Here is a 25,153-nt window from a genome sequence, read left to right as displayed (position 1 = left end):
TTTGAAAATGGATATTTGAGTATAAGGAGGGAGGTGAATTTATGAAACATCAATATATGTCTCCGGCTAGCTTAAGATTATCAAGTGTTGATAATGAGTATGGTGCAGCGATTGGAGCAGTAGTGCTTTGGGTAATTGGAGCAGTTTTTGGATGGTTGGTTACCTAGCCTAAGATGCTTAAATCAGAAGGTGGATATCTGGTTACAAAGAAAATTTACTTTGTTGCAAGAGAGTCAGATTTGTTCACCAAAGGGCAAGGAGCAATATCCTTGCCCTTTTTAAATAGTGACGCCATGTAAAAATTTATATCATCTGAAAACATACTCAAGATTTTCATACATATTTAAGCCTAGAGACATAAAGAATAAAGAGAATGAAATTTAGAGAATATTTGGATTAGGAAATTATGATACTCAAATATGAAATAAAATCAATTAGCCACTTTATTTATATTTGATGATATACAAATTTGATGAATTTAAGAAGAGGAGTAATATATGCATGTATATAGATATTTTTTAATAAGAATAAAGAATATTTGTTATAAAAAAAGATATAAATGTTAAAAAATTTCTATACAACTTACAAATTTGTATAAATGGTTTTTCTTATTTAAAAGGACTAAGTCTATTATTATGCCGTAGTCCTCCTTTTTTTGCCTGAAAACAAGCAGACAGAAAAAGAATGGAGGACTTGAAATGAAAAAAGAATACTACCTTTATGTCAATGGGCAAAAGGTGAAAGTCAGTGAGGAGATATATAAGGTCTACTGGCGTGAGAAAGAGCATGAAAAATATTTGGAGCAGGTGGACAGGAAAAACCACTTGCTCCTTTTTTCTTCACTGGATCATGATGGACACTTTGAGAAAAATATTGTTGATGAAGGCGTTGATGTAGAAAAGATTGTGGAAACACAGATGATGATTGAAGCAGTCAGAAACGCTATATCAAGGCTTAACGCAGAAGAAAAGGACATCATAGAGCGTTTGTATTTTCATGATGAACCAGTCCGTTCGGTAGCAAAGTTAAAGAGTATCACACACCCGGCTTTGATTAAGAAAAGAAACAAAATCTTAGAGAAGCTGAAAAAATTTATCGAAGAAATTTAGAAATTCGGTAACCAAAGGGGTCAAATTTTCCTTATATAAAGTGAAGGGGAGTTTGACCTCTTTTACTTTCTTTTATAAGAGATAGGTTGCTATGGCAAATTGGAAAATAGAAAGAAAAATCCCTTTCAAATATTTTGTTCTTTGACAACTGAATAGACCAAGGTAGGACTTTATCTGCTTGTGGAGAATTATGACTTACGCCAAGACCTTTCTGCTAAAAAATATTTTGGTTCAATGAATACTGAGAAAATCAAGGAAACAAGGAAGCGAGCGACAAATAAGATTACATAAAAAACAGATGTGGCAGTCTGTTCGTTGATACAGGCAGTGATAATGATACTTCAACAGTTTATGCCGGCTCGTCTTGAATAAGGGGCGGAGGTGAGATTCCTATGTTGTCAGCCAAGACACCTACCAATGTCAAAAAACTTAAAAAAGAAAACAACAGGGAAAGGAGTTTTCTAATGAATGCAGAAGAATTAGCAATATATAAAAACATGTCAGCGGAAGAGATAGACAGGAAAATTGTCCCTGATATTGAAGATATAAAAGATAAGAAAAATGCAGAGCCGCTTTCCATGTACTTTATGAAAGTCGGAAATGTCATTGTTAAATGTAGCTATGCAGAGAATGGAAGAAGTTTGGAGGATTGCTTTTTGTCTTACCTAAAAAAGAAAGCAATGCTTCTTGATTAAAATATGATAAAAGGGGCAGACTTTTTTACAAATCTATGGTATAATACGAATCAAATAGGGATACAACTTCATAAGAGCTGAAAGACTCCAAGTTATCATATTTCTCCTTAAAAAAGAATATGAAAGTTTGGAGGTTTTGTTATGTCTAAAAACAATTTAGATACAGATGTTCTCAAAGTTGCCATGTATCTTAGATTATCACAAGATGATGAAAAATATGATAAAGGCTTTAAGGTGGAAAGCAACAGCATTTCAAACCAAAGACTTCAGATTAATGACTTCATTGATAAAAATGAGGATATGGAGCTGATAGAAGAATATGTCGATGACGGATATTCAGGGATAAACTTTGAAAGACCGGCATTTAAGAAAATGATGGAAGATGTCATCACAGGGAGAATTAACTGCATTGTTGTAAAAGACTTATCCAGATTTGGCAGAGATTATATTGATAGCGGAAGATACCTGCAAAGAGTGTTTCCCTCTCTTGATATAAGATTTATTGCCCTAAATGATAATTATGACAGCTATACAGCCAGTGAAACGGAAAAGAACTTGGTCATTCCGTTTAAAAGCTTCATCAATGACAATTATTGTAGGGATACTTCCGCAAAGGTCAGAAGTGTCTGCAAGGTAAAGAGAAAACAGGGACAGTTTATATCAAACTATGCTCCTTACGGCTATGAAAAAGATAAGGAAGATAAGCACAAAATAGTAATTGATAAAGAAGCGGAATATGTGGTGCGGAAAATCTTCTCAATGAAGCTTGAAGGGTACAGCTCATACTCTATTGCCAAACACTTAAACGATAATGGAATCCCATCACCGATGGAGCATAAAAAGGCAAAGGGAATAAGGTATAAGACAGGCTTTAGCACAAAGGCGGTTGCCAAATGGGATACGCCGGCAGTTAATCGTATTTTAACCAATGAAATCTATATCGGAACACTGCAACAGGGAAAACGGGAAAAGATAAACTATAAGCTGGATAAGGTGGTTTCCAAGGATAGAAGCGATTGGATTGAAATCGAGGACAATCATGAAGCTATTATTGATATTTATGACTTTGAAATTGCCCAAAAACTTTTGAAATGTGATATAAAGGCAAAAAATGTTGGGGAGAAAGCGGATTTGTTTTCAGGTCTTTTATTTTGCAAGGACTGTAATGCTCAGATGACGAAGAAAGTTGATAAGAGAGGGAAAACTCCCACTGTCTACTATATCTGCTCCCAATACAACAAAGGAAAACAGTGCAGCAGGCACTCAATCAAACAGGAGGATTTAAAAGTAAGCGTACTTGAGATGATTCGCCATTACATCAACTCTCTTGGAAAGTATGAAAGCATTTCGGAAAAAGTAAGGGACATGGAAGTATCCTATGAGCTTTTTAAGAAAATAGATAAAAGACAGGAATATACCAAGAAAAGCAAGGCGAAATTTGAACTTTTGAAATCGGCCCTATATCAGGACTTAAAAGAGGGAATCATTTCAGAAGAAGAATTTTATGGTATGAGAGAGTTTTATACAAACCGTATCGTAGAAAGCGAACTGATTTTAGAAAAGCAGAATAAAGAAATTTCAAGACTCTATCAAAAGAGTTTGGGAAACAAAAACTTCCTGTCAGATATTAAAAAGTACAGGAATATAAGCACCTTAGAAAGAGGGCTTCTTGTAAGACTTGTCAATAAAATCTATGTTTTGGAAGAAAAAAGGATAGAAATCCATTTTAACTATGATGAAACTACAGATATACTGGATAAGTTAAGCGACTACACAAAGCAATCCTCCGAGCTGATGAAGGAGGTGGTGTAGATGGCAAGGACAGCGAACAGGCGGGCAAAAGCGGAAGAAGCTCTGTTAAGCAAAGAAAGCGGAAACAGTTTTCAAACAGCGATTTACACAAGAATATCAAGAGATAAAAAAGAAAAGCCGAGTGATTCCATTGAAAATCAAATTGTTCTTTGTGAAAGTTATATAAAGAAAAATGATGGTCATAATTTGGTTGGAATATATAAAGACATCGCAAAGACAGGGACAGAATTTGAAAGACCTGACTTTGAAAAACTTATGGGAGAAGTAAGGACTGGAAAAGTCAACTGCATTATTGTAAAAGACCTATCCCGCTTTGGAAGAAATTATACGGAGCTTGGAAACTTCATTGAAAAGATATTTCCGTTTCTTGGAGTAAGATTTATTGCGGTTAATGACAATCTGGATACCTTTCACATGGAAGATCCCAATAAATCTCTTGAGGTAATCTTGAAGAATATTGTAAATGAAACTTATGCAAAAGACATTTCAAAGAAAATATCAACTTCCCATCAGATTAGAATTAAGCAGGGTGGATTTATTTGTGGTGCAGCTCCTTATGGCTATACAGCAAGAAAAGATGAAGATGGAGTAAGACGGTTATATGTTGATGAAAATACAGCTTCCATCGTAAAAGAAATCTTTGATGCGTATTTGAAGGGATTTAGTACACTTGATATTTCAAAGTTACTGCTTGAAAAGAAAGTATATATAGCAACTGATTATAGGAAGTTTGGAAAAGCTAAAGCTGATGAAAATGAACTTATAAGAGCTTGGATGCCAACAACAATATTACAAGTGCTTAAAAATCGTGTATATACAGGAACACTCATTCAAGGCAGAAATCAAAAGCATTTATTTGAAGGTAAAAAGAGAGAAAGGCTTGACGAAGAACATTGGACAATAACAGAAGATGCCCATGAAGCAATTATCTCGCTTGATACATTTGAAAAGGTACAGGAGAAAATTTCCTCAAAATCTAATTCCATTAAAAATAGCAGAAAAGAAAATAAGAATGCTAAGGATGATACAGTATTTAGAGGAAAACTCTATTGTGGGATTTGTAAGAGAAAAATGAGCGTACACAGGCAAAAAAGCGGTAATAAAACTGTATTTTATTTTAGCTGTAATCGGTTCAGAGAATTTACAACAGAAAAATGCGGAACATCTATTACAGAGGCTACTCTTGAAAAAACTGTTAAAGCAGCCTTTGATGCTATTCTTTTAAATAACAGTAAAAGTTATAAGGCTTATCTGAATGCTTATGACAATCTTAAAATAGAGATGGATAAGAAAAAGGAAAAAGAAATAACTGAAATTGAAAGAAAAATTTTAGGCTTTAGCAGACTTCAAAGTGAGTATTATGAAAAATATGTTTTGGGCAAGTGGAGTAAAGAAGATTTTGAAAGGGAAAAAGGACTTCTGTGTAAAAAGAAAGCAGAACTTAAAAGCCTAAAAGAAAGACAAGTTGCTATCTTTGAAAAAGAAGTATTTGAACTTGAAGAAAGGCATAAGTACCTTACAGCACTTTTTAAAGGTAAAACAAAGAAATGGGATAAAGACTTTGTAGATAGCATCATTGATAAGATCTTTATAGGGAAAGATAACACAATAGAAATCAAATTTAATTTTGAAGAAACTCCTGTGATTACTGAAAAACTCGGTAGAAAGACAAGGAGGAGCTGATATGAATACAGTAGATTTTTATTTAAGACTTTCCTTAGAAGATGACGACTTAAAAGACGAAAGTAACAGCATTACTTCCCAAAGAGAAATCTTAAAAGACTATATCAGTTCAAGAGAAGAATTTACCGGAGTGAAGATAAGAGAACATATTGATGATGGCTATACCGGAACAAATTTTAATCGTCCTGCATTTCAAAAGATGATAGGTCTTGTGAAGAAAAATGAGATAAGAACTATTCTTGTAAAGGATTTATCACGATTTGCAAGAGATTATATTGAATCCGGAGCATATATTGAGCAGATATTCCCTTTTATGCAGGTTCGTTTCATCTCTGTGAATGACAATTATGACAGTAATAACAATGAGAATGGAATCAGCAGTTTAGAAATTCCTTTTAAGAATCTTGTCTACGACTACTATTCCAAGGACATTTCACAAAAAATCAGTTCATCAGTAAGAGTAAGACAGAATAGAGGGTATTATTTCGGTTCAAAAGCACCGTATGGATATGTAAAAGATGAAAAAGACCATCATCAGCTACTTGTCGATGAAAGAGTGAGAAACATCATTGAAGAAGTCTTTGAAAGATACCTGAGTGGAGAAAGTATGCTTTCCATCTCCAAGGATTTTAATCATAGAGGTGTTTTAACGCCGGCAAAACATATAGGGCTTAAAAGAGGAAGTGGAGTATGGACAGGACAGATTATCAGATATGTTTTAACACAAAGAGTTTATACAGGAGCTGTTGTTGGTGGAAAGACAAGGGTACAGGAAGTTGGTTCTGATAATAGAAAATGGGTTGATAGCAAAGACTGGATAATTAGAGAAGATATGCACGAAGCTATTATCTCTAAAGAAGATTTTTGTAAGGTTCAGAGTATGCTAAACAGCAATGCAAAACTAATCAGTAGAGAGCGTAAGAATTTTCATATACTTCAGGATAAGGTCTATTGTGGTAAGTGTCATCATAAGATGAGCTATACCGTTTACTCCGGAAAAAGTGACGGATATTACTGTTCGTATCGGTACAAGGCGAAAGACTGTGGCTGTATGAAAGGAAAGATACAAGCCTCAGTACTGGAAGAAATCGTGTCAAAGGAAATTCAGCTTTACACCGAGCATTTTCTTGAGGAAGAACAGACGAGAATGATTGAGTATAGAGTCAGAGAAAGTATTTGTGAGAACCTGCTTGAGCGAAAGAAAAAATTGGAAGCGGAACAACAAAAGAACCAAATTTCCAAAATGCAGTGTTACGAAAGGCATAAGCAAGGTATCATAGAGAAAGACGAATACCTCTCAAAACGGGAATCCCTCACACAAAGAGCTAAGAACATCGAACAGGAAATAGCCATCATAGAGGATAAGATACAGGAAAATACCGCTTCAAGACATCATCTGAATGTCGATAAACTAAGAGAAGCGGTAGCCGAAGGAGAACTTGTTTTAGACTGGATCAACGAAGTCATAGACAGAATCTATGTTTATGACAAGGACAAGGTGGAGATTGTTTGGAAATTTGAAAATGAAATGGAGGATTAAGATTTGTTGAAGATAATTTTTATCAAAGAAAATGAAAGCTTAATAATTGAATTATCATCGAGATTAGAAGGTATGAAATTTTTAAATGGGATTTTATTTAATTTGATTTTTGAAAAAGACCACGCTCAACAACCAATAAAAATTGATCATAAAAACAGGGTGAAAGTTTTGGAATTTCTGGAACGAAAATATTCAAAATATAAAGAAATGAATCGTTTAAAAAAATTTTTCAAAGATTTATCCAACGCAGAGTATATTTATATTTTTTTGTATAATGATTGTCTTGAAGAAGAGTATGATACTTTAAAACAATCCTTATTGTATTATAATAATGATTATACTGAGGGTGAGATAGTAAAAGAAATGAAAAAAGTAATTGACCAAAAAGAAAAAGCGAAAAAATTTTTGGATGAACTACCTTATGAAATGATAAATATAATACCAGATAGAAGAATTTTTATGGGTGAAGTAGTTAAAGAAAATAGGAGATGTATTTATTGTGGTAATGATATAAAAAATGGAGCGACCTTTAAAGACATTGCTCATGCTATACCGGAAGCTTTGGGAAATATTAAATTTTTTCAAAATGAAGAATGTGATTTATGCAATGAATACTTCTCAAGAAATGCCGAAGAAGATTTATGCAATTATTTAATTTGGGAAAGATTAAAGTACGGTCTTAAAGGCAAAAATAATTTGCCGAAATTTCAATTAACTGATGGGAGATTTGCAAAATTCTTTGATTATGAAAACGAGAATTATGATATAGATTGGGGCCGATTTGAGGTAGTAAAAAAATTTGTAAAGGAAAATAAGGTTAAAGGTCCAGTTATAATTTCTAATAAAAATATAAGTGAAGTAAAAGATCTTGAAGTTAACTATGTTAAAGATTACATTCCTCAACATATATATAAAACTTTAGTAAAAAGTGTAATGGGGCTTATTGGGAATGAATTTTTACAATATTTTGATGAAACTATAAAATGGCTTCGTTATGGAAACGAGTATGTTGAGTTACCTAAAGTAGCAATAAGGAATTCTAATAGACTGATAATTGAACCGGAATTGTATATTTTTAAAAGAAAAGACATAGGTTTATATGCAATTCCATATTGCTATGCTGAGTTAAGGATATTAGATAAAATATTCATATTCATAATACCATTTACAAAAAATGACAGGTTAAAATTTGTGGCTGAAAAAGAATGCATATTATTTTTTAATATAATTAGTGGTATATATGGAAAGTATATTTTAGAAGATTTTTCTTGTGTTTTTCCAAAAAAAATTGAAAAGAAATTTAAAGTTGTTAAAGACATTATTTGAGAATAAAAATGCATTCAGCACCTGACATGAGGGGGTGATAGGAATACTTCTTAGAGAGTTTAAAATTTTCAAAAGCATTATGATGAATTATATTACATTTGGATATAATAGGGTCTATGAAATGGAATGGAAATTTGAATAAAGAGGATAAAGAAATGGATAAAAAAGATGAAATGATGATTGTAAATCATGAATCCCTTGTAAAAAAGATTTATATTATTAGGGGACAAAAGGTTATGCTTGACTTTGAATTAGCCGAAATATATGGATATGAAACAAAGGCTTTTAATCAGCAAGTAAAAAGGAATATTGAAAAATTTGATGAAGACTTTATGTTCCGATTAACCGACGAAGAAGTATCTGAACTTTCAAGGTCACAAAATGTGACCTTGAACAAGAGTGCAGGAAGAGGTAGTAATATTAAGTACAATCCTCATGCTTTTACCGAGCAGGGAATCTATATGCTGATGACAGTTCTCAAAGGAGAGCTTGCGGTCAAGCAGAGTAAAGCTCTGATTCGTACCTTTAAGAAGATGAAAGACTATATCGTAGAAAACCAAGGGTTGATTGGAAAAAGAGAGTTTTTGCAGCTTTCGATGCAGATTACAAGTAATGTCGTGGAAATGCAGGATTTAAGACGAGATTTAAGAGATGTGGAAGAACAGGTGGCGGAAGTGATGGACACCTTAAATAATGTGGTGCATAAATCCGAACTATCTGATTTGATCCTTGATCTCAGCAATCCGCAACTCAAATACGGATTTTTACTCTTGAACGGACAACCGATCGAAGCAAATCTTGCTTATAAGGATATTTACAGCATAGCGAAAAAGAGTATTTATATCGTCGATAACTACATCGGAGTGAAAACCTTGGTCTTGTTAAAAGATGTCCCTTCATCGGTAGAGGTCATTATATTCAGCGATAACATCGGGAAAGGACTTCATACCCTTGAATATCAGGATTTCTTTAGGGAATATCCGTTTAGAAAGATAACATTCCAAAAATCCGGTGGAGAGTTTCATGACAGATACATTATTATTGACTGGAATACCGAACATCAGCGAATCTATCATTGCGGAGCGTCTTCCAAAGACGCAGGGCAAAGAATCACAAGCATAACGGAAGTGGTCGATCAGATGATTTATACTGACCTTATCGATAACCTCTTGAAAAATCCGGTGTTGAAGTTAAAATAGAAGTGGAAAATGGATTGGAAATTTGAAAAAAATATGTATCCAATACTTGACACAAGGGTGGATGTGTAAATATCATATAGTATTTACACCAAAATACAGGCGAAAAATAATATATAATCAGTATAAACAAAGTATAGGCCAAATTCTGAGACAGTTATGTTCGTATAAAGGTGTAGAAATACTAGAAGGTCATCTTATGCCAGACCATGTACATATGCTAGTAAGTATACCACCTAAAATTAGTGTATCATAATTTATGGGTTATCTCAAAGGAAAAAGTGCACTAATGATATTTGACAAATACGCAAACTTAAAATATAAATTTGGAAATAGGCATTTTTGGTCTGAAGGATACTATGTAAGTACAGTTGGATTGAATGAAGCAACTATAAAGAAGTATATTCAAGAACAGGAAAAACATGATATAGCCATTGATAAATTAAGTGTCAAAGAATATGAAGATCCCTTTAGGGATGGCAAGTAGTACAAATACCCTTTAAAGGGTGGCGACGAGTCAAAGGCCGAGCTTGAACAGAGTGAAAGCCAGCACCTTTAGACGCTGGCCGGTAACCCTTGGACTTAAAGACTACCTATGAAGTTGTTGTACACTTCAATGAAAATGCGACTGAAACAATGCAAGATAGTAAAAAACATACTTACATATTATATAGGAGCTATAAAATAGGGATATTGATTTGGCAATGAGATCATTATCGGTATTAAACTAAAAATAATGTACAAAATAGCTTGCGAATGATATAATTAAAATATAAAAGATATTGATGGTTTTTTTGTATTGTGGTTAGAAAAACTTATGCAGTTAGAAGGAAAGGAGAATTAAAGATGATTACAAAGAGCTTCGAAAGAAAATTAGAAAAACTTGGTGCATTTGAAATTAGCTTTGATATGTTGAAATTATCAGAAAAGAATGAGAAACATTTGAAATTTTTAAATGCAGGAAGAGGAAATCCTAATTGGATTAATACCTTGGGAAGATTAGCTTTTGCAAGACTGATGGAATTTGGCGTGTCAGAATGCAAAAGGACTCTAGATAAAGGAGATTTAGCTGGATATGTTGACTCCAATGGAATTGAGGAGAGGTACAATGCTTTTTTAAATCGTGACGATGAGGTGGATGTATTTCTTAAAAAGATCGTGGAGTATAGCGTAGACCATCTAGATTTAGATAAGAAAAGCCTTATTTTGGAGCTTACAAATGGCATTATAGGAAATAATTATCCGGTTCCTAGCCGTTGTTTGGAGAATACGGAGCACATCATCAATGCATTTCTTCAAAGCATTCTATATGGGAAGGCTAATTTAAGAAAAAATACTAAGGTATTTCCAGTAGAAGGCGGTACGGCTGCAATTGTTTATATATTTGATTCCTTAAAGCATAATGGACTACTTAATGATGGAGACCGCATTGCAATCAACACACCGGTCTTTACTCCTTATATTCAGATTCCGAGACTATCAAATTTTGATTTAGCAGAGGTCTATCTTCAAGCAAGGGAAGAAAATCAGTGGCATATTCCAGATTCTGAATTTGAAAAGCTTTTGGACCCTTCTGTCAAGGCATTTTTCTTAGTGAATCCATCAAATCCGGGTTCTCGTAGTCTTACAGATGAGACTTTGGAACAGTTAAGAAAGGTAGTTGTAAAGCGTCCGGATCTTATTATTATAACAGATGATGTATACGGTACTTTTGTAAATGGCTTCCGTACTGTTTATTCCGTTTGCCCAAGAAACACTATTTTGGTTTATTCGTATTCAAAGCTTTATGGTGTTACAGGATGGAGACTCGGAGTTATAGCAATTAATGAAGATAATGTTTTTGATGAACTGATTAAGAAGCTTCCTGAGAAGAAGAAAAAAGAACTAGAAAGCGATTATTCTATCGTTACATTTAATCCTTCGGAAATGGGCTTTGTTGAAAGGATATGTGCAGACAGCAGATCTATTGGATTGTATCATACAAGCGGGCTATCTACACCACAGCAGATTATGATGGTTCTTTTCTCTATGACCCATTTGGTTCTTGAAAATGAAAAGGATCAATACATTGAAGCTTGTAAAGAAATTACAGCGATTCGTTACCACAATTTAATGTCTACATTAGGCTTACCTGAGGATAACAGTGATTCCAATGCTAAATATTATACACTGATTGACATATATCAACTTGCAGAGACAAATTATGATAAGAACTTCGCAACATGGCTTAGAAATGAATTTGAGGAAATAGATTTTCTTTTACATCTAGCAAAGGAAGATGGTGTTGTGTTGATGGAAGGAGTTGGTTTTGGAGCAACTCCTGGTACAGTTAGAATTTCAGAAGCAAACCTAGAGGACAATGATTATAAGGAAATAGCAAACCGTATTATATCCCTTTTGAAAGAATATTACGAAAAGTATACAAAAGAGAAAAAAAAGCTATAGTATGGAGGAATTTTAAATGAATATAGGTTTAATCTCACATGAAGTGTTGGAAACAGCACAACGTATTACGGTAACAGGCTTCTCTGATATAGCCCATTATTTGATTGCTAATCCAGTCATTTCTATCTTTATATGTCTTGCACTTGGATATTTTATTGGAAAGGTAAAGATAAAATCCTTTACGGTAGGTGCCACTGTAGGAACTTTGTTGGTAGGACTTCTCATTTCCCTAATATTGAAGGGGGCAGGAACTTACGAAATTGACGGAACGGTTAAGACAATCTTTTTCTCACTGTTTATTTTTACTATCGGATATGAGGTTGGACCTTCATTCTTCGCAAGTTTAAAAAGATCTGGCCTTAAAATTATTGTCCTATCCATATTCTTCGCCGTGGTGGCTTTTGCAGTTTCGATTGTTTTGTTTAAGACTTTTGATATTGGAGCTGGAGAAGCTGGCGGAATTTTGGCAGGTAGTCTTACACAGTCAGCAATCTTAGGAACAGCGGATTCTACTATGAAGGGTATGCTTTCAGGAACAGAACTGAAAACGGCTGAAAGTCAAATGGCAGTTGCTTATGCACTTACCTATGTTTTTGGAACGATTGGGGTAGTTGTTTTTTTGAGGAATGGTGCATCAAAGTTAATTGGTGCAAATTTGACAGATACAGTTAAGAAGAAAATTGAGCAAACAAATTTCCATGAGTCTTCTTCGGAAAACACTGTGGTTGGAAATATTAAAGCACGTGCATTTTGCTTAGAAAAAGGAGCAGAACTTATTGGCAAAACAATCGGTTCCATTGAAGAACAGTACGATGATTCTCTTACAATAATTCAGATTCTTCGAGATGGTAAACGGGTGAATCTTGCACCGGATGTGCAGCTTCTTGAGAAGGATACAGTTACGATTATAGGACTTCTTGATGCAGTATTAAATTTTGAAGCTTCTGGCATGAAGGAAACTAATGATTCAGAAGCTCTTAGGCTAGATGTTGTAAAGCAAGAAATAGTTTTAACTAACAATTTCTCTCTAGATGTTATAAAGAATCTTTCAGAAAATGGAATCGTCATTTCAGAAAGGATGAGAGATAACGATATTCTCCCTGAAGAGGAGGAGTTAAAGGCTCTTGATCACTTGACATTGGTGGGATCAAAAGTTGCTATTTCTAAGGCTGTAAAGAAACTTGGGTATGTGAAGGATACAGGAACTGAGACAGATATATCTTTTATCAGCATCGGGCTTGTAGTTGGTTTATTAATAGGTGCAATCAGCTTCGTTGTGTCCAAAATTCCGATTACACTTGGATCTGGTGGAGGAGCTTTAATTGGAGGACTTCTGTTCGGATATTATCAAGATAGACATTCTAACTATGGACTGATGCCGAAAGCAACCCGATGGTTTTGTAAGAGTGTTGGATTAAATCTCTTTATAGCCATTGTGGGACTTACTTCTGGAGCTTCCTTCATATCTGCATTGCAATCTATGGGCTTAAAGGTACTATTAATTGGTATTTTGGTAACCATTTTGCCTCATATTGCTTCCGTTTACTTTGGAAGATTTGTGTTAAAGTTAGATGCTGTAGATATCATTGGTGCTCTATGTGGTGCTGGAACGTGTACAGCAGCACTTAACGGAGTTGTGGAGGAATGTGATTCAAGTATTTTTGCTATAGCATATACACCAGGATATGCAATGGGAAATATTTTACTTACAGTCTTAGGTCCTCTTGTAGTAGCAATATGCATACATTAGTTATTTGAGTAGATAAGATAGATAGATTCATACATTTATTTTAAGGAAAAGTGTAAAGTAAAAATACTTTACACTTTTTTCTTAAAATACTTGACTTTTTATAAACCTTGGTTTATCATATTATTTATGTAAAGTGTAAGACCTTTACAGATAGGAGGCAGTATGGATATTCAAAAGATGGTAGAAATCGAAATACTGTATAGTCAATACGGTCCCTTGTTGACAGACAAGCAAAGGGATATCTTGTCTATGTACTATGAAGAGGACTACTCACTAGGAGAGATCAGTAATATACTAGGGACATCCAGGCAGTCCATATTTGATTCCTTGAAGAGGTCGGAGAAGTCTCTAAGAGACTATGAGGCCAAGCTAGGTATGGTAAAAAAGTTCAAGAATATAGATGAAGAGATTAACAAGCTAGCTGATAAGGTAGAAAACTTAGGCAAGAAAAGTGGTAACCTTGAGGAATCAAGTCAGCTTATAGAATTAATTGACAAGATTAGGGAGTTGATATAATGATATTTGAAGGATTATCAGATAAACTTCAAAACGCATTTGGAAAACTTAGGTCTAAGGGAAAACTGACTGAGGCTGACGTTAAGACAGCTATGAGGGAAGTTAAGATGGCTCTTTTGGAGGCAGATGTTAACTTCAAGGTTGTAAAGGACTTTGTAAAGGTTGTACAAGAGCGTTGTGTAGGCGAAGAGGTATTGAAGAGCTTGACACCAGGTCAGATGGTGGTAAAGATAGTAAATGAAGAGCTGACAGCCCTTATGGGGGATGTTCAGAGCAAGTTGACATACTCGCCACAGCCACCGACTGTTATAATGATGGTTGGTTTACAGGGTGCAGGTAAGACTACAACTTCTGGTAAATTGGGCGGTTACCTGAAAAAGGATGGTAAGTCACCACTACTAGTTGCCTGTGACGTATACAGGCCGGCAGCCATTAAGCAGTTGCAGGTTGTAGGTGAGAAGCTAGACCTACCAGTATTTGCCATGGGAGACCAGGTTTCACCGGTGGAGATAGCCAAGAAGGCTCTTGAGCATGCTAAAAGCCACTCAAATGATGTGGTTATTATAGATACAGCAGGTAGACTACATGTAGATGAAGTCTTGATGCAGGAATTAAAAGATATAAAGACTCAGGTAAACCCTCAGGAAATACTCTTGGTTGTTGACTCTATGACGGGTCAGGATGCCGTAAATGTTTCTGAGAGCTTCAATGAAATACTTGGTATTGACGGGGTAGTTTTAACTAAGCTAGACGGTGATACCAGGGGTGGTGCGGCTTTATCAATAAGGGCTGTAACACAAAAGCCTATCAAGTTTATTGGTATGGGAGAAAAGCTTGATAACTTGGAACCTTTCTATCCAGATAGGATGGCCTCTAGAATACTTGGTATGGGAGACGTACTAAGTTTGATAGAAAAGGCTGAATCAGCCCTTGATATGGAAAAGGCCAAGGAGTTAGGTCAGAAGTTAAAGAAGAATGAAATGGACTTTGAAGACTTCTTGATGCAGCTAGAACAGGTTCAAAACCTGGGACCACTAGACAAGCTTTTAGAATTGGTGCCTGGTATGGGTAATATAAAGGGTCAGATAGGTGACCTGGACAGCAAGGGCAAGGAAATAAATAGGACTAAGGCTATTATCCAGTCTATGACCCTGGAGGAGAGAAGGAATCCACAGATACTTAATGCTTCTAGGAAGAAAAGGATAGCAAGGGGTAGTGGTACTAGTGTCCAGGATGTAAATAGACTGATTAAGCAGTTTAATGAAATGAAAAAAATGATGAAGATGTTCCAGTCAAGTGGAATGATGGGCAAGATGAAGAAGGGTGGTTTCCCTGGTATGCCTAAGTTACCTTTTTAGGTCAGCAGATTCATTGTTTGAAAATAAATTATATTAATATTAAATTTTTTGGAGGTATTTTGAAATGGCAGTTAAGATAAGATTAAGAAGAATGGGTACTCATAAGAAACCTTTTTACAGAGTAATAGTAGCAGATGCTAGATCGCCGAGAAACGGTAGATTTATTGAAGAAATAGGATACTATAACCCATTAACAGAACCTAAGCAGGTTAAGATTGACGAAGAAAAGGCAATCAAGTGGTTGGTAACAGGTGCACAGCCTACTGAAGTTGTTAAGAAGTTATTCGTATCAAACGGAATAATTGAAAAGTTTGAAGCAGCTAAAGAATCTAAGTAAATTTTGGTGGAGACGAGAATATGAAACAACTAGTAGAAGGAATAGCAAGAGCTCTTGTTGACAATCCTGACAAAGTGCTAGTCGAAGAAATTGTGGACGGCAAGGAAGTCCTACTTAAATTGACGGTTGATGACTCAGATATGGGTAAGGTAATCGGCAAGAAGGGTAGAATTGCTAAATCAATAAGAACTGTATTAAAATCAGTGTCCAACAAGAAGAAAGTAAATGTAACATTAGAAATAGTAGAGGATTAGGCTTGCCTAATCCTTTTTTGCTAAAAAATAAATTTTCTTAGCGACTTAGAGACTAGGCTTATTCAAACAAGAAAGCCTTAATAATAATGCTAGGAGGTAATTAAGTGACTGATAAACTGGAATATTTTAAGCTAGGTAAGATAGTAACTACCAGGGGCTTAAAAGGAGAAATTAAAATATACCCCCATACAGACAAGATAGATAGGTTTAAGGACCTGGAATACTTTTTTATAGGTAATGATAGGGAAAAAAAGTACCTTGTAGAAAGAGCTGTAACTGCATCCAACAATTCTATAGTTGTTAAGTTGAAAGGTTATGACACTATTGAATCAGTTCAGGCCCTGATTGGCAAGTTTATATTTGTTGATAGGGAGATGTCATATCAATTGGACGAGGATGAATTTTTTATAGCGGATATGATTGGTATGGATGTAGAGACTATCGAGGGTCAAAAAATTGGAAAATTAGTCGATGTTCTGCAGTATGCAGCAAATGACGTATATGTAGTTAAGGGAGAGGATTCAAAGGAATACCTTATTCCTGCAACATACGAAATTGTGCCGGATATTGACACAGAAAACAGGTTGATGAAGATCAAGCCTATACCGGGACTACTGGACTAATGAGGATACATGTGATGACACTTTTTCCTGATATATTTGCTGCATATATAGGAGAAAGCATGATAAAAAAAGCAATAGACAATGGAATTTTAGAAGTTTATTTATATAATATCCGGGATTTTTCGGAAAACAAGCATAGGAAGGTCGATGACTATCCATTTGGTGGAGGGGCAGGTATGGTGATGACACCCCAGCCCATTATTTCAACTTATGAGCATATAATCAAGACTCATAATATTGATAAGCCAAGGGTTATATACCTATCACCCAAGGGTAGGATATTTAACCAGGAGATGGCCAAGGACTTTTCACACTCTGAGGACTGTATCCTTCTGTGTGGCCACTATGAGGGCATAGACCAGAGGGTTATAGATATGATTGTTACCGAGGAGATATCTATCGGTGACTATGTACTTACAGGGGGAGAGCTCCCCGCCCTGACCATGATTGATGCCATATCTAGGTTGATACCAGGTGTTTTAAACAGGAATGAGAGCTTTGAAGATGAAAGTTTGGAGAATAACCTACTTGAGTATCCCCAGTATACTAGGCCCAGGGACTTTAGGGGGGCGGAGGTGCCGCCTGTCTTAGTGTCAGGCAATCATGGTAACATAGACAAGTGGAGACTTGAAGAGTCTAAGAAGATAACGAAGGATAGGAGGCCAGATTTATGGGACAAGTACCAGGCCTCTCACAGGGAAGATAATAAAAAAAAGAGACGAACTCGAAAGGCGGATTAATATGGAAAATAGAAAAAAAGTTAAGGCGATAGGCATAGAGACCTTTGTCTTTCTGATGATATTTATTGGAGGATTTTCTTGGTTAGGTAGTGTTATGGGAGTAGGTCCAATGTTTAAGACTATGATGGCCACAGCCCACGACCTCCTGCTTAATACAGTATTTTTAATAATGGCAATGGCAGTCCTAGCAGGTGCTGTCAGCAGTTTACTATCAGAATTCGGGGCTATAGCCTTGATCAACAATATATTTGCACCTTTGATGAAGCCAATATGGGGTCTACCAGGTGCTAGTATTACAGGTGTTGTCGCTACATACCTGTCTGATAATCCAGCAATTATACCATTTGCCAAGGATAAGACATTTACACAGTACTTTAAGAAATACCAGGTACCAGCCCTTTGTAACATAGGTACAGCCTTTGGTATGGGTCTTATTGTTACTACATTTATGATAGCCCAGGGTAAGGAATATATAGCTCCAGCCCTTATAGGTAACTTAGGAGCTATAATAGGTTCTATAATAAGTGTAAGATTGATGCTAAGACAGACTAAGAAGTACTATGGTGACCAGGCTATGGAGCCATATGATGAGACTATGACTAGCGGAGATATGAAAGACCAGGGCGAATTCAGACTTGTAAGAGAAGGGAACTTATTCCAGAGGATTCTGGACTCCTTGCTAGAAGGTGGTAAGAATGGTGTTGAAATGGGCGTTGCAGTTATACCAGGTGTTTTAATAGTTTGTACACTAGTTATGATGCTAACTTTTGGACCAGGTGAAAATGGGTATACAGGTGGTGCTTACGAGGGTGTAAAGCTATTACCATATATAGGTCAGAAGATAAGTTTTATACTTGAGCCACTATTTGGATTTAAGTCACCAGAAGCTATAGCCTTCCCAATAACAGCCCTAGGAGCAGTTGGAGCAGCTATATCTCTAGTACCAGAGTTTATAAAGAATGGGGCAATAGCACCAAACGATATAGCAGTATTTACAGCTATGGGCATGTGCTGGTCAGGTTACTTGAGTACTCATATAGGTATGATGGATGCATTAAAGTCTAGGGACCTGGCAGGCAAGGCGATTCTTGCCCATACAGTAGGTGGCCTATGCGCAGGTATATTTGCCCATATAATATTTATGTTAATAGTTCACTAAAGGACAATTTATTAAAACTTAATTAGACATAATAAAAAGGCTATGCTGAAAATCTAAGATTTGGAGCATAGCCTTTGTTTTATCATTTGGATTTTAATGAGCCATTTTTAGTTTTCCTGGTGAATCCTACTTAACAAGGGCCTTATGGAATTTCTTTTTACCCTTCTTAATGATTACACCTTCCTTAAGGTCATCTAGGCTGATTGTAAGGTTAAGGTCTTCAACCTTCTTGTCAGCAATAGTCAGACCGCCCTGCTGAACCAGTCTTCTAACTTCACTCCTAGATGGCACTAGGTCACATTCCAACATAAGGTCAGTGACATTTATTGCACCGTCTGTCAGCTTTGCCGGGTCAATTTCAGTAGTTGGCATATTAGAATCATCTGCACCGCCAGCAAATAGGGCCTTAGATGCTTCCTGAGCCTTCTTAGCATCTTCTTCAGAGTGGACAAGTCTAGTCATTTCGTAGGCAAGTAGTTCCTTTGCTTCGTTTAACTTAGCACCTTCCCAGGCTTCCATAGGCTTGATTTCTTCAAGTGTTAGGAAAGTTAGCTTTTTGATGAAGTTGATAACGTCAGCATCATCTACATTTCTCCAGTACTGGTAGAAGTCAAATGGAGAAGTTTTATTAGGGTCAAGCCATACAGCTCCACCAGCAGTTTTACCCATCTTTGTTCCGTCAGCCTTAGTCAATAGAGGTATTGTCATGGCATGGGCATCCTCACCTAATTTTCTACGGATTAATTCAGTACCACCAAGTAGGTTAGACCACTGGTCGTTACCACCTAGCTGGATATTACATCCGTACTCTTTGTATAGGTGGTAGAAGTCATATGACTGCATTACCATGTAGTTGAATTCAAGGAATGACAGCCCCTTTTCCATCCTGTTCTTGTAGCATTCAGCCCTTAACATATTGTTTACAGAGAAATGTGGGCCAACTTCTCTCAACATATCTATATAGTTTAGTTTAAGTAGCCAATCAGCATTGTTGACCATTATAGCCTTGTCATCGCTGAAGTCTATAAACTTAGACATCTGAACCTTAAAACAGTCACAATTGTGCTGGATAGTTTCTGGTGTCATCATAGTACGCATATCAGTACGGCCTGATGGATCACCTATGTAACCAGTACCACCACCAACTAATACTACTGGCTTGTTGCCAGCCAACTGTAGCCTTCTCATCATAGATAAGGCCATGAAATGACCAACGTGTAGTGAATCTGCTGTAGGGTCAAATCCTAGGTAGAATACTGCCTTACCAGTATTCACTAGATTTCTTATTTCTTCTTCGTTAGTTATTTGGGCTATTAAGCCACGTGCTTGTAGTTCTTCAAAAACTCCCATTAGTACACCTCTTTCTGAAAATATATTATTTCTAAACTAAATAAGTATATAATTTTGTAATAAGTCCACATATATTATACACTATATAAATACAAATTTAAAGTGGGGCAAATTATAAAAGGCTTCCTACACCTATGTAAGAAGCCTTAATTATCAGTTTATATTAGGGCTCCTTTATTATCATCGGAAATAGAGCCACTAGAATTTGCTATGTGACCCTTTAAATCTTATAATAATAAACGTAACCAAAAATTGCTATATTTAACTTGCTTGTCGAATTGTCTATACTGTTTCTTTTCATTTTGGCTACCTCCCTTAAAATTTTATTAGTAATTGTAACACTTATTACTAGTATTTGTCAATACAATTCCTAATATTAACAACATTTACATTTATATTGAAAGAGTGGACTTTAATGAAAAGCAAAGATTTATATATATGTTTGTGATATATACAAGATTATTGAAAAAATATAATAAAAAACCATTTAAAGTATTGACAATACTAATATCTAAGGGTATAATGTAATGGTTATTGAGTACGGGCGTACCTCTTTTACAAAGGTCAAGTATTTATGTACGTCTATGATATTAGGAGGAAGAAATGAACGAATTAATTAAGGCTATAGAAGCCGCACAGGTAAAATCAGATGTTCCTAATTTTGGACCAGGGGACACAGTAAGAGTACACGTTAAAATCGTCGAAGGTAAGAGAGAAAGAATCCAGGTATTCGAAGGTCTTGTTATCAAGAGACAGGGCGGAGGAATCAGAGAAACTTTCACTGTTAGAAAGATATCTTTCGGTGTAGGCGTAGAAAGAACATTCCCAGTTCATTCACCAAAGATTGAAAAGATTGAAGTTACAAGATTTGGTAAGGTTAGAAGAGCTAAGATCAACTATATCAGAGGTAGAGTTGGTAAGGCTGCTAAGATCAAAGAAGCTAGAGGCAAAAGAAAATAATCTAGCATATACAATTATGTATATTAGTAAATTAGGGTGTCTCAGGATGCCCTTTTTTAGTGTAAAAGAGCCTTAAGGCAAGGGGCCTTTGGGATTGATATATATGAGGGCTTTATTATAGCCCTGCTGTGACAGTCCAGTCGCAGGAAGGAGGAAGCATGAGTTACAATGATGAATATTTGAGGGATGACAACCTGAATATAAACTGGTATCCGGGTCATATGAAAAAGACCAGGGAGCTGGTACAGAATAATTTAAAGCTAGTAGATGTGGTGATAGAGCTTTTAGATGCAAGGATACCACTTAGTAGTAAGAACCCTGACATAGATAGGTTGGTGGGTGATAAGCCTAGGATAGTCCTGTTAAATAAGGCAGACATGTGTGAGAAGCCTGCTATAGATGCCTGGGTGGCCTACTTTGCCAAGGAGGATGTAAAGGCAATACCTATTAACGCCATGACGGGTACGGGTGTTAACAAGGTAATATCTGAGTGTAAGGCAGTTACCAGGTCTATGATGGAAAGTTTGGCTGAGAAGGGCAGGAGAGAGAGGGCTATCAGGATTATGATAGTTGGTGTACCCAATGTGGGCAAGTCTTCCCTAATCAACAAGCTATCTGGTAGAAGGTCAACTCAGACTGGTGATAGGCCAGGTGTTACCAAGGGTAAGCAGTGGGTCAAGATCAGGGGTGACATGGAGCTTTTAGATACCCCGGGTATACTTTGGCCAAAGTTTGAAGACCAGGAAGTTGCCTTAAATCTCGCCTTTACAAGGGCTATAAAGGATGAAATCCTAGATGTTGAAACACTTGGTTTGAGGTTGATTGAAAGGCTTATGGAAATAGCCCCAGACCTTTTGATGGAGAGATATAAGCTAGAATCTATTGGTCCACAGGGGATTGATACCATGGAAGCCATAGGCAGGAAGAGGGGATTTATACTAGGAAATAGGGAACTTGACTATACTAGGATAGCAACTACAGTCCTGAATGAGTTTAGGGAAGGTAAGATAGGTAAGATAGTACTTGAAATGCCTTCAATCTAATTTGATTGATTTTCTCGGTGCTTGACTTAAAAATAAATAAAAAATATAATTACTATAGGAAACTTATTATAGATAATCCACCGATAGAAAAGTTATCGAATGGGAGGAGTTTAGATGAATAAATTAGTAAATAAGGCCTCTAATTGGTTGGAAATAAATTTGGATAATTTGGAATACAACTTTAAGGGGATAAAAAATAAGATACCTGAGGGCACAAAGATGTGCATGGTCATAAAGTCAAATGCCTATGGTCATGGAGCTGTTCAAATAGCAAGGTTCTATGAAGAATTAGGTGCTGACTTTTTTGCTGTAGCCAGGTTAAATGAAGCCATGGAGCTAAGGGATCATGGAATTACCACACCTATATTAAACCTTGGTTATACCAATCCATTGACTATAGAAGATTCTATTAGAAACAATGTATCTATGACTGTATTTGACCTTGAATTGGCTCAAGAGATTGATAAGGTGGCCAGGGAAATAGGAATTAAGGCCAAGATACACCTAAAATTAGATACTGGTATGTCTAGGCTAGGCTACGTAGTCCTTGATGACAAGTTAGATGAGATTGCAGATGAGATAAAACATATAAGCCAGTTTGAGGGCATAATATTAGAGGGTATGTATACCCACTTTGCAACAGCTGATGCTAGAAATAAGGAATTTGAAAATCTACAGACACATAGGTTTTCCGAAATGGTTGACAAGGTCAAAGCCATGGGTGTGAATATTGAATATATCCACTGTTCTAACAGTGCAGAAATCTTGGACTGTGACGAAAAGTATGATATGGTTAGGCCAGGTATAATCCAGTATGGTATATACCCCTCAAATGAGGTGAGCTATTCTATAGACATCAAGCCAGTCATGACTTTTAAGGCCAAGGTCTCAAATGTCAAGGTATTGGATGCAGGTACATCTATCAGCTATGGCAGGGTTTATTTTACAACTGTAAAAGAAAAGATTATAAGCATTGCAGCTGGTTATGCGGACGGTTTTTTGAGGGGGAGGAGAAACCCCTACGTATACATAAACGGGGTAAAGTGCTCTATAGTTGGTAGGATATGTATGGACCAATGCATGGTTAGGGTACCAATGGATATGGATGTAAAGGTCAATGATGATGTAGTTATCTTTGGTGATGACCTGGTTTCTGTTGATGATGTTGCCAGGGGATGTGATACCATAGCCCATGAGGTCATGTGTATGATGAGCAGGCGTGTACCTAGGGTTTACTATAGGCATGGAGAAATAGTATCTATAGTTGACTACTTATGAAGATAAGTAATGGGTCGGCAATATATATGTCGTTGACTGAAATAAGGAGCTTTGTATGTTAAAAGATTTAGACCTGAGTGAAATTAATAAATTAAAAACAAAGGAAATAAAGGACCTGGCAGATAGGATTCCTGAAGAGGAATATATGGACTTTATAGAGATTTTTTCTGCTGATGAGAGAAAGTCAGTCCAGTCTATCTGTGAAAAACTGAAAAAGGCCCTGACCAGAAAGCAGGCAGAGGAAGAAAGACTAGACCTCCTAAACTACTACGAAAACGAGTGCTATAAAAATGGAGCAATCTTTGTAGCCGGCCTTGACGAAGTTGGCAGGGGTCCCTTGGCAGGACCGGTAGTGGCAGCAGTAGTTGTCTTAAAACCAAATGCCAGGATAGAGGGCATAAACGACTCCAAAAAGTTGTCAGAGGAAAAGAGAGATGCCTTATACGATATTATAATAAATGAGGCCATAGACTATGGCATAGGTATGGCAGATAACTTTGAGATAGATGAACACAATATCTTAAATGCTACCTATATAGCCATGAGGAGGGCCTTAGAAAAACTAGAAGTTGAAGTGGATTGTCTCCTTAATGATGCAGTAAGGATACCTGGGGTCGATATTCCCCAAATGCCTATTATAAAGGGGGATGCCAAGTCTATATCCATAGCAGCGGCCAGTATAGTAGCCAAGGTTACCAGGGATAGGATGATGGTTGATTATGACAAGGAATATCCAGGTTATGGATTTGCTTCAAATAAGGGCTATGGTACCAGTGACCACTACCAAGGCCTAGAAAAATTTGGTAGGACCAAGATACATAGAAATAGCTTTTTAAAGAATCTTTAAGGGTAAATTTTTATGTATATTTATATGGAGGTATGGATATGGAATACAAGGAAATGCTGGATAAGGCAAGAGAAAAGTATAATGGATCATGCAAGGCCTGTAGGGTCTGTGATGGTGTAGCCTGTCGTGGTCAGGTTCCAGGCATGGGCGGTAAGGGTACAGGCAAGGCCTTTATAGAAAATGTAGCAGCCCTTGATAGGATAAAGCTGAATATGAGGGTTATCCACAAGGTGGTTGAGCCAGATATGACAATAGACCTATTTGGTAAGGAGCTAGACCTACCAGTGATGGCAGCTCCAATAACTGGTACAATCCTTAATATGGGTGGCCTAGTTACAGAAAAGGAATATATTGAGCCTGTAATAGAAGGCTGCAAAAATATGGGTACCTATGCCATGGTAGGAGATACAGCAGTACCACAGATACTTCTTGATAACCTAGAGGTTATGGAAAAGTATGATGGGGCTGGTATTGTATTTATCAAGCCATGGGAAAATGGAAATATAATAGAAAAGATCAAAAAAGCAGAAAAGGCTGGGGCATTAGCCGTTGGTGTTGACCTGGATGCATGTGGTCTAGTTACACTTAAGCTACATGGTACACCTGTATTTGCTAAGAATATAGATGAAATAAGAGAGCTTGTAAATTCAACGGACCTTCCATTTATCTTAAAGGGTATAATGACTCCTGATGAGGCCCTGATGGCAGTAGAGGCTGGTGTTTATGGTATAGTTGTTTCTAACCATGGTGGAAGGGTCCAGGATTATACTCCAGGAACTGCAGATGTATTATCTGAAATAGCCAAGGCTGTAGATGGAAGGATTAAAGTATTTGTAGACGGGGGTATCAGGACAGGTGTGGATGTCTTAAAGATGTTGGCCCTGGGTGCTGATGCCTGTCTTATAGGTAGGCCCTTTATAACAGCTTCCTTTGGTGGTCAGACTCAAGGTGTTGAAATGTATATTTCAAGACTAAAGGCAGATCTAGAGGCAGCTATGGTATTAACGGGTTGCCAGGACCTTGCTTCTATAGATGATAGGATAATATATAAGTAAGAATATAGCAATAAGGATATTAATAAGAATATATTAATAAGTATAATATAGACTGGTAGTTGACCAAAAACCACCAG

24 protein-coding genes and 1 pseudogene are annotated in these 25,153 nt (G+C 36.4%); 24 read left to right on the top strand and 1 reads right to left on the bottom strand.

The annotated features are described in order from the left end of the window. Positions 1 to 41: 41 nt before the first annotated feature. The 19 genes and pseudogenes from HMPREF0634_RS10065 (at position 42) to HMPREF0634_RS07115 (ending at position 18,543) form a co-directional block, all read left to right on the top strand. Positions 42 to 167: a hypothetical protein gene (locus HMPREF0634_RS10065; protein WP_276324355.1), complete on the top strand. Its 126-nt coding sequence runs from the start codon at positions 42 to 44 to the stop codon at positions 165 to 167. 531 nt (positions 168 to 698) lie between these two features. Further along, complete coding sequence (locus HMPREF0634_RS07195) at positions 699 to 1,109, top strand: sigma-70 RNA polymerase sigma factor region 4 domain-containing protein (RefSeq protein ID WP_007790365.1); 411 nt, start codon at positions 699 to 701, stop codon at positions 1,107 to 1,109. A 392-nt stretch (positions 1,110 to 1,501) separates the two neighbouring features. Next, the gene (locus HMPREF0634_RS07190) at positions 1,502 to 1,804 is read left to right on the top strand and encodes a DUF6870 family protein (protein ID WP_004633820.1); all 303 of its coding nucleotides are present in this window, start codon (positions 1,502 to 1,504) and stop codon (positions 1,802 to 1,804) included. Positions 1,805 to 1,945: 141 nt separating this feature from the next. Further along, on the top strand, positions 1,946 to 3,616 hold the full coding sequence (locus HMPREF0634_RS07185; protein ID WP_007790383.1) for a recombinase family protein: 1,671 nt from the start codon (positions 1,946 to 1,948) through the stop codon (positions 3,614 to 3,616). Continuing rightward, a complete protein-coding gene (locus HMPREF0634_RS07180; RefSeq protein WP_007790338.1) occupies positions 3,617 to 5,299 on the top strand; it encodes a recombinase family protein in 1,683 nt (560 codons plus the stop codon). 1 nt (position 5,300) lies between these two features. Then, positions 5,301 to 6,839, top strand: a complete 1,539-nt coding sequence (locus HMPREF0634_RS07175) for a recombinase family protein (protein ID WP_007790410.1) — start codon at positions 5,301 to 5,303, stop codon at positions 6,837 to 6,839. A gap of 3 nt (positions 6,840 to 6,842) precedes the next feature. Next, positions 6,843 to 8,165, top strand: a complete 1,323-nt coding sequence (locus tag HMPREF0634_RS07170; RefSeq protein WP_040565884.1) for an HNH endonuclease — start codon at positions 6,843 to 6,845, stop codon at positions 8,163 to 8,165. 155 nt (positions 8,166 to 8,320) lie between these two features. Further along, positions 8,321 to 9,364, top strand: coding sequence for an ORF6N domain-containing protein (locus tag HMPREF0634_RS07165; protein ID WP_007790357.1), 1,044 nt, complete (start codon positions 8,321 to 8,323; stop codon positions 9,362 to 9,364). A gap of 61 nt (positions 9,365 to 9,425) precedes the next feature. Further along, positions 9,426 to 9,848 (top strand): annotated as a pseudogene (gene tnpA / locus HMPREF0634_RS07160) (IS200/IS605 family transposase). An 89-nt stretch (positions 9,849 to 9,937) separates the two neighbouring features. After that, the gene (locus HMPREF0634_RS10190) at positions 9,938 to 10,069 is read left to right on the top strand and encodes a hypothetical protein (RefSeq protein WP_083799401.1); all 132 of its coding nucleotides are present in this window, start codon (positions 9,938 to 9,940) and stop codon (positions 10,067 to 10,069) included. Between the two features lie 138 nt (positions 10,070 to 10,207). Further along, complete coding sequence (locus HMPREF0634_RS07155) at positions 10,208 to 11,806, top strand: bifunctional aspartate transaminase/aspartate 4-decarboxylase (protein ID WP_007790371.1); 1,599 nt, start codon at positions 10,208 to 10,210, stop codon at positions 11,804 to 11,806. A gap of 16 nt (positions 11,807 to 11,822) precedes the next feature. Beyond that, positions 11,823 to 13,556 (top strand): aspartate-alanine antiporter, encoded by a 1,734-nt coding sequence (gene aspT, locus HMPREF0634_RS07150; protein WP_007790358.1) that lies wholly within the window; start codon positions 11,823 to 11,825, stop codon positions 13,554 to 13,556. Positions 13,557 to 13,718: 162 nt separating this feature from the next. After that, positions 13,719 to 14,072 (top strand): YlxM family DNA-binding protein, encoded by a 354-nt coding sequence (gene ylxM, locus HMPREF0634_RS07145; RefSeq protein WP_007790391.1) that lies wholly within the window; start codon positions 13,719 to 13,721, stop codon positions 14,070 to 14,072. Further along, on the top strand, positions 14,072 to 15,430 hold the full coding sequence (ffh, locus tag HMPREF0634_RS07140) for a signal recognition particle protein (protein WP_007790381.1): 1,359 nt from the start codon (positions 14,072 to 14,074) through the stop codon (positions 15,428 to 15,430). The genes ylxM and ffh overlap by 1 nt, the downstream gene beginning before the upstream one ends. A gap of 64 nt (positions 15,431 to 15,494) precedes the next feature. After that, positions 15,495 to 15,767 (top strand): 30S ribosomal protein S16, encoded by a 273-nt coding sequence (gene rpsP / locus HMPREF0634_RS07135; RefSeq protein WP_007790354.1) that lies wholly within the window; start codon positions 15,495 to 15,497, stop codon positions 15,765 to 15,767. Positions 15,768 to 15,787: 20 nt separating this feature from the next. Continuing rightward, positions 15,788 to 16,021 (top strand): KH domain-containing protein, encoded by a 234-nt coding sequence (locus tag HMPREF0634_RS07130; RefSeq protein WP_007790397.1) that lies wholly within the window; start codon positions 15,788 to 15,790, stop codon positions 16,019 to 16,021. A gap of 104 nt (positions 16,022 to 16,125) precedes the next feature. Continuing rightward, entirely contained in the window at positions 16,126 to 16,644 is a 519-nt protein-coding gene (gene rimM / locus HMPREF0634_RS07125) for a ribosome maturation factor RimM (RefSeq protein ID WP_007790340.1), read from the top strand. Next, the gene (gene trmD, locus HMPREF0634_RS07120) at positions 16,644 to 17,384 is read left to right on the top strand and encodes a tRNA (guanosine(37)-N1)-methyltransferase TrmD (RefSeq protein ID WP_007790370.1); all 741 of its coding nucleotides are present in this window, start codon (positions 16,644 to 16,646) and stop codon (positions 17,382 to 17,384) included. Before rimM ends, trmD begins: the two co-directional genes overlap by 1 nt. Position 17,385: 1 nt before the next feature. Beyond that, positions 17,386 to 18,543: a CD0519/CD1768 family membrane protein gene (locus HMPREF0634_RS07115; protein WP_007790344.1), complete on the top strand. Its 1,158-nt coding sequence runs from the start codon at positions 17,386 to 17,388 to the stop codon at positions 18,541 to 18,543. 126 nt (positions 18,544 to 18,669) lie between these two features. On the opposite strand, the gene tyrS is transcribed toward HMPREF0634_RS07115, so the two are convergent. Continuing rightward, positions 18,670 to 19,893: a tyrosine--tRNA ligase gene (gene tyrS / locus HMPREF0634_RS07110; protein ID WP_007790437.1), complete on the bottom strand. Its 1,224-nt coding sequence runs from the start codon at positions 19,891 to 19,893 to the stop codon at positions 18,670 to 18,672. A 603-nt stretch (positions 19,894 to 20,496) separates the two neighbouring features. Here tyrS and rplS point away from each other — a divergent pair. The 5 genes from rplS to HMPREF0634_RS07085 all read left to right on the top strand — a co-directional run bounded on the left by rplS (position 20,497) and on the right by HMPREF0634_RS07085 (position 25,076). Beyond that, entirely contained in the window at positions 20,497 to 20,853 is a 357-nt protein-coding gene (gene rplS / locus HMPREF0634_RS07105; RefSeq protein WP_007790376.1) for a 50S ribosomal protein L19, read from the top strand. 158 nt (positions 20,854 to 21,011) lie between these two features. After that, on the top strand, positions 21,012 to 21,896 hold the full coding sequence (gene ylqF, locus HMPREF0634_RS07100; RefSeq protein WP_007790351.1) for a ribosome biogenesis GTPase YlqF: 885 nt from the start codon (positions 21,012 to 21,014) through the stop codon (positions 21,894 to 21,896). A 114-nt stretch (positions 21,897 to 22,010) separates the two neighbouring features. Next, on the top strand, positions 22,011 to 23,174 hold the full coding sequence (gene alr, locus HMPREF0634_RS07095) for an alanine racemase (RefSeq protein WP_007790392.1): 1,164 nt from the start codon (positions 22,011 to 22,013) through the stop codon (positions 23,172 to 23,174). 55 nt (positions 23,175 to 23,229) lie between these two features. Further along, positions 23,230 to 24,021: a ribonuclease HII gene (locus HMPREF0634_RS07090; RefSeq protein ID WP_007790433.1), complete on the top strand. Its 792-nt coding sequence runs from the start codon at positions 23,230 to 23,232 to the stop codon at positions 24,019 to 24,021. A gap of 38 nt (positions 24,022 to 24,059) precedes the next feature. Continuing rightward, positions 24,060 to 25,076 carry an alpha-hydroxy-acid oxidizing protein gene (locus HMPREF0634_RS07085; RefSeq protein ID WP_007790412.1) on the top strand — a complete coding sequence of 339 codons (1,017 nt, stop codon included), beginning with the start codon at positions 24,060 to 24,062 and terminating at the stop codon, positions 25,074 to 25,076. Positions 25,077 to 25,153: the final 77 nt, after the last annotated feature.

The sequence above is a fragment of the Peptostreptococcus stomatis DSM 17678 genome (assembly GCF_000147675.1).
Lineage (GTDB): Bacteria > Bacillota > Clostridia > Peptostreptococcales > Peptostreptococcaceae > Peptostreptococcus > Peptostreptococcus stomatis.
This window is presented reverse-complemented; position numbering and strand designations above follow the sequence as displayed.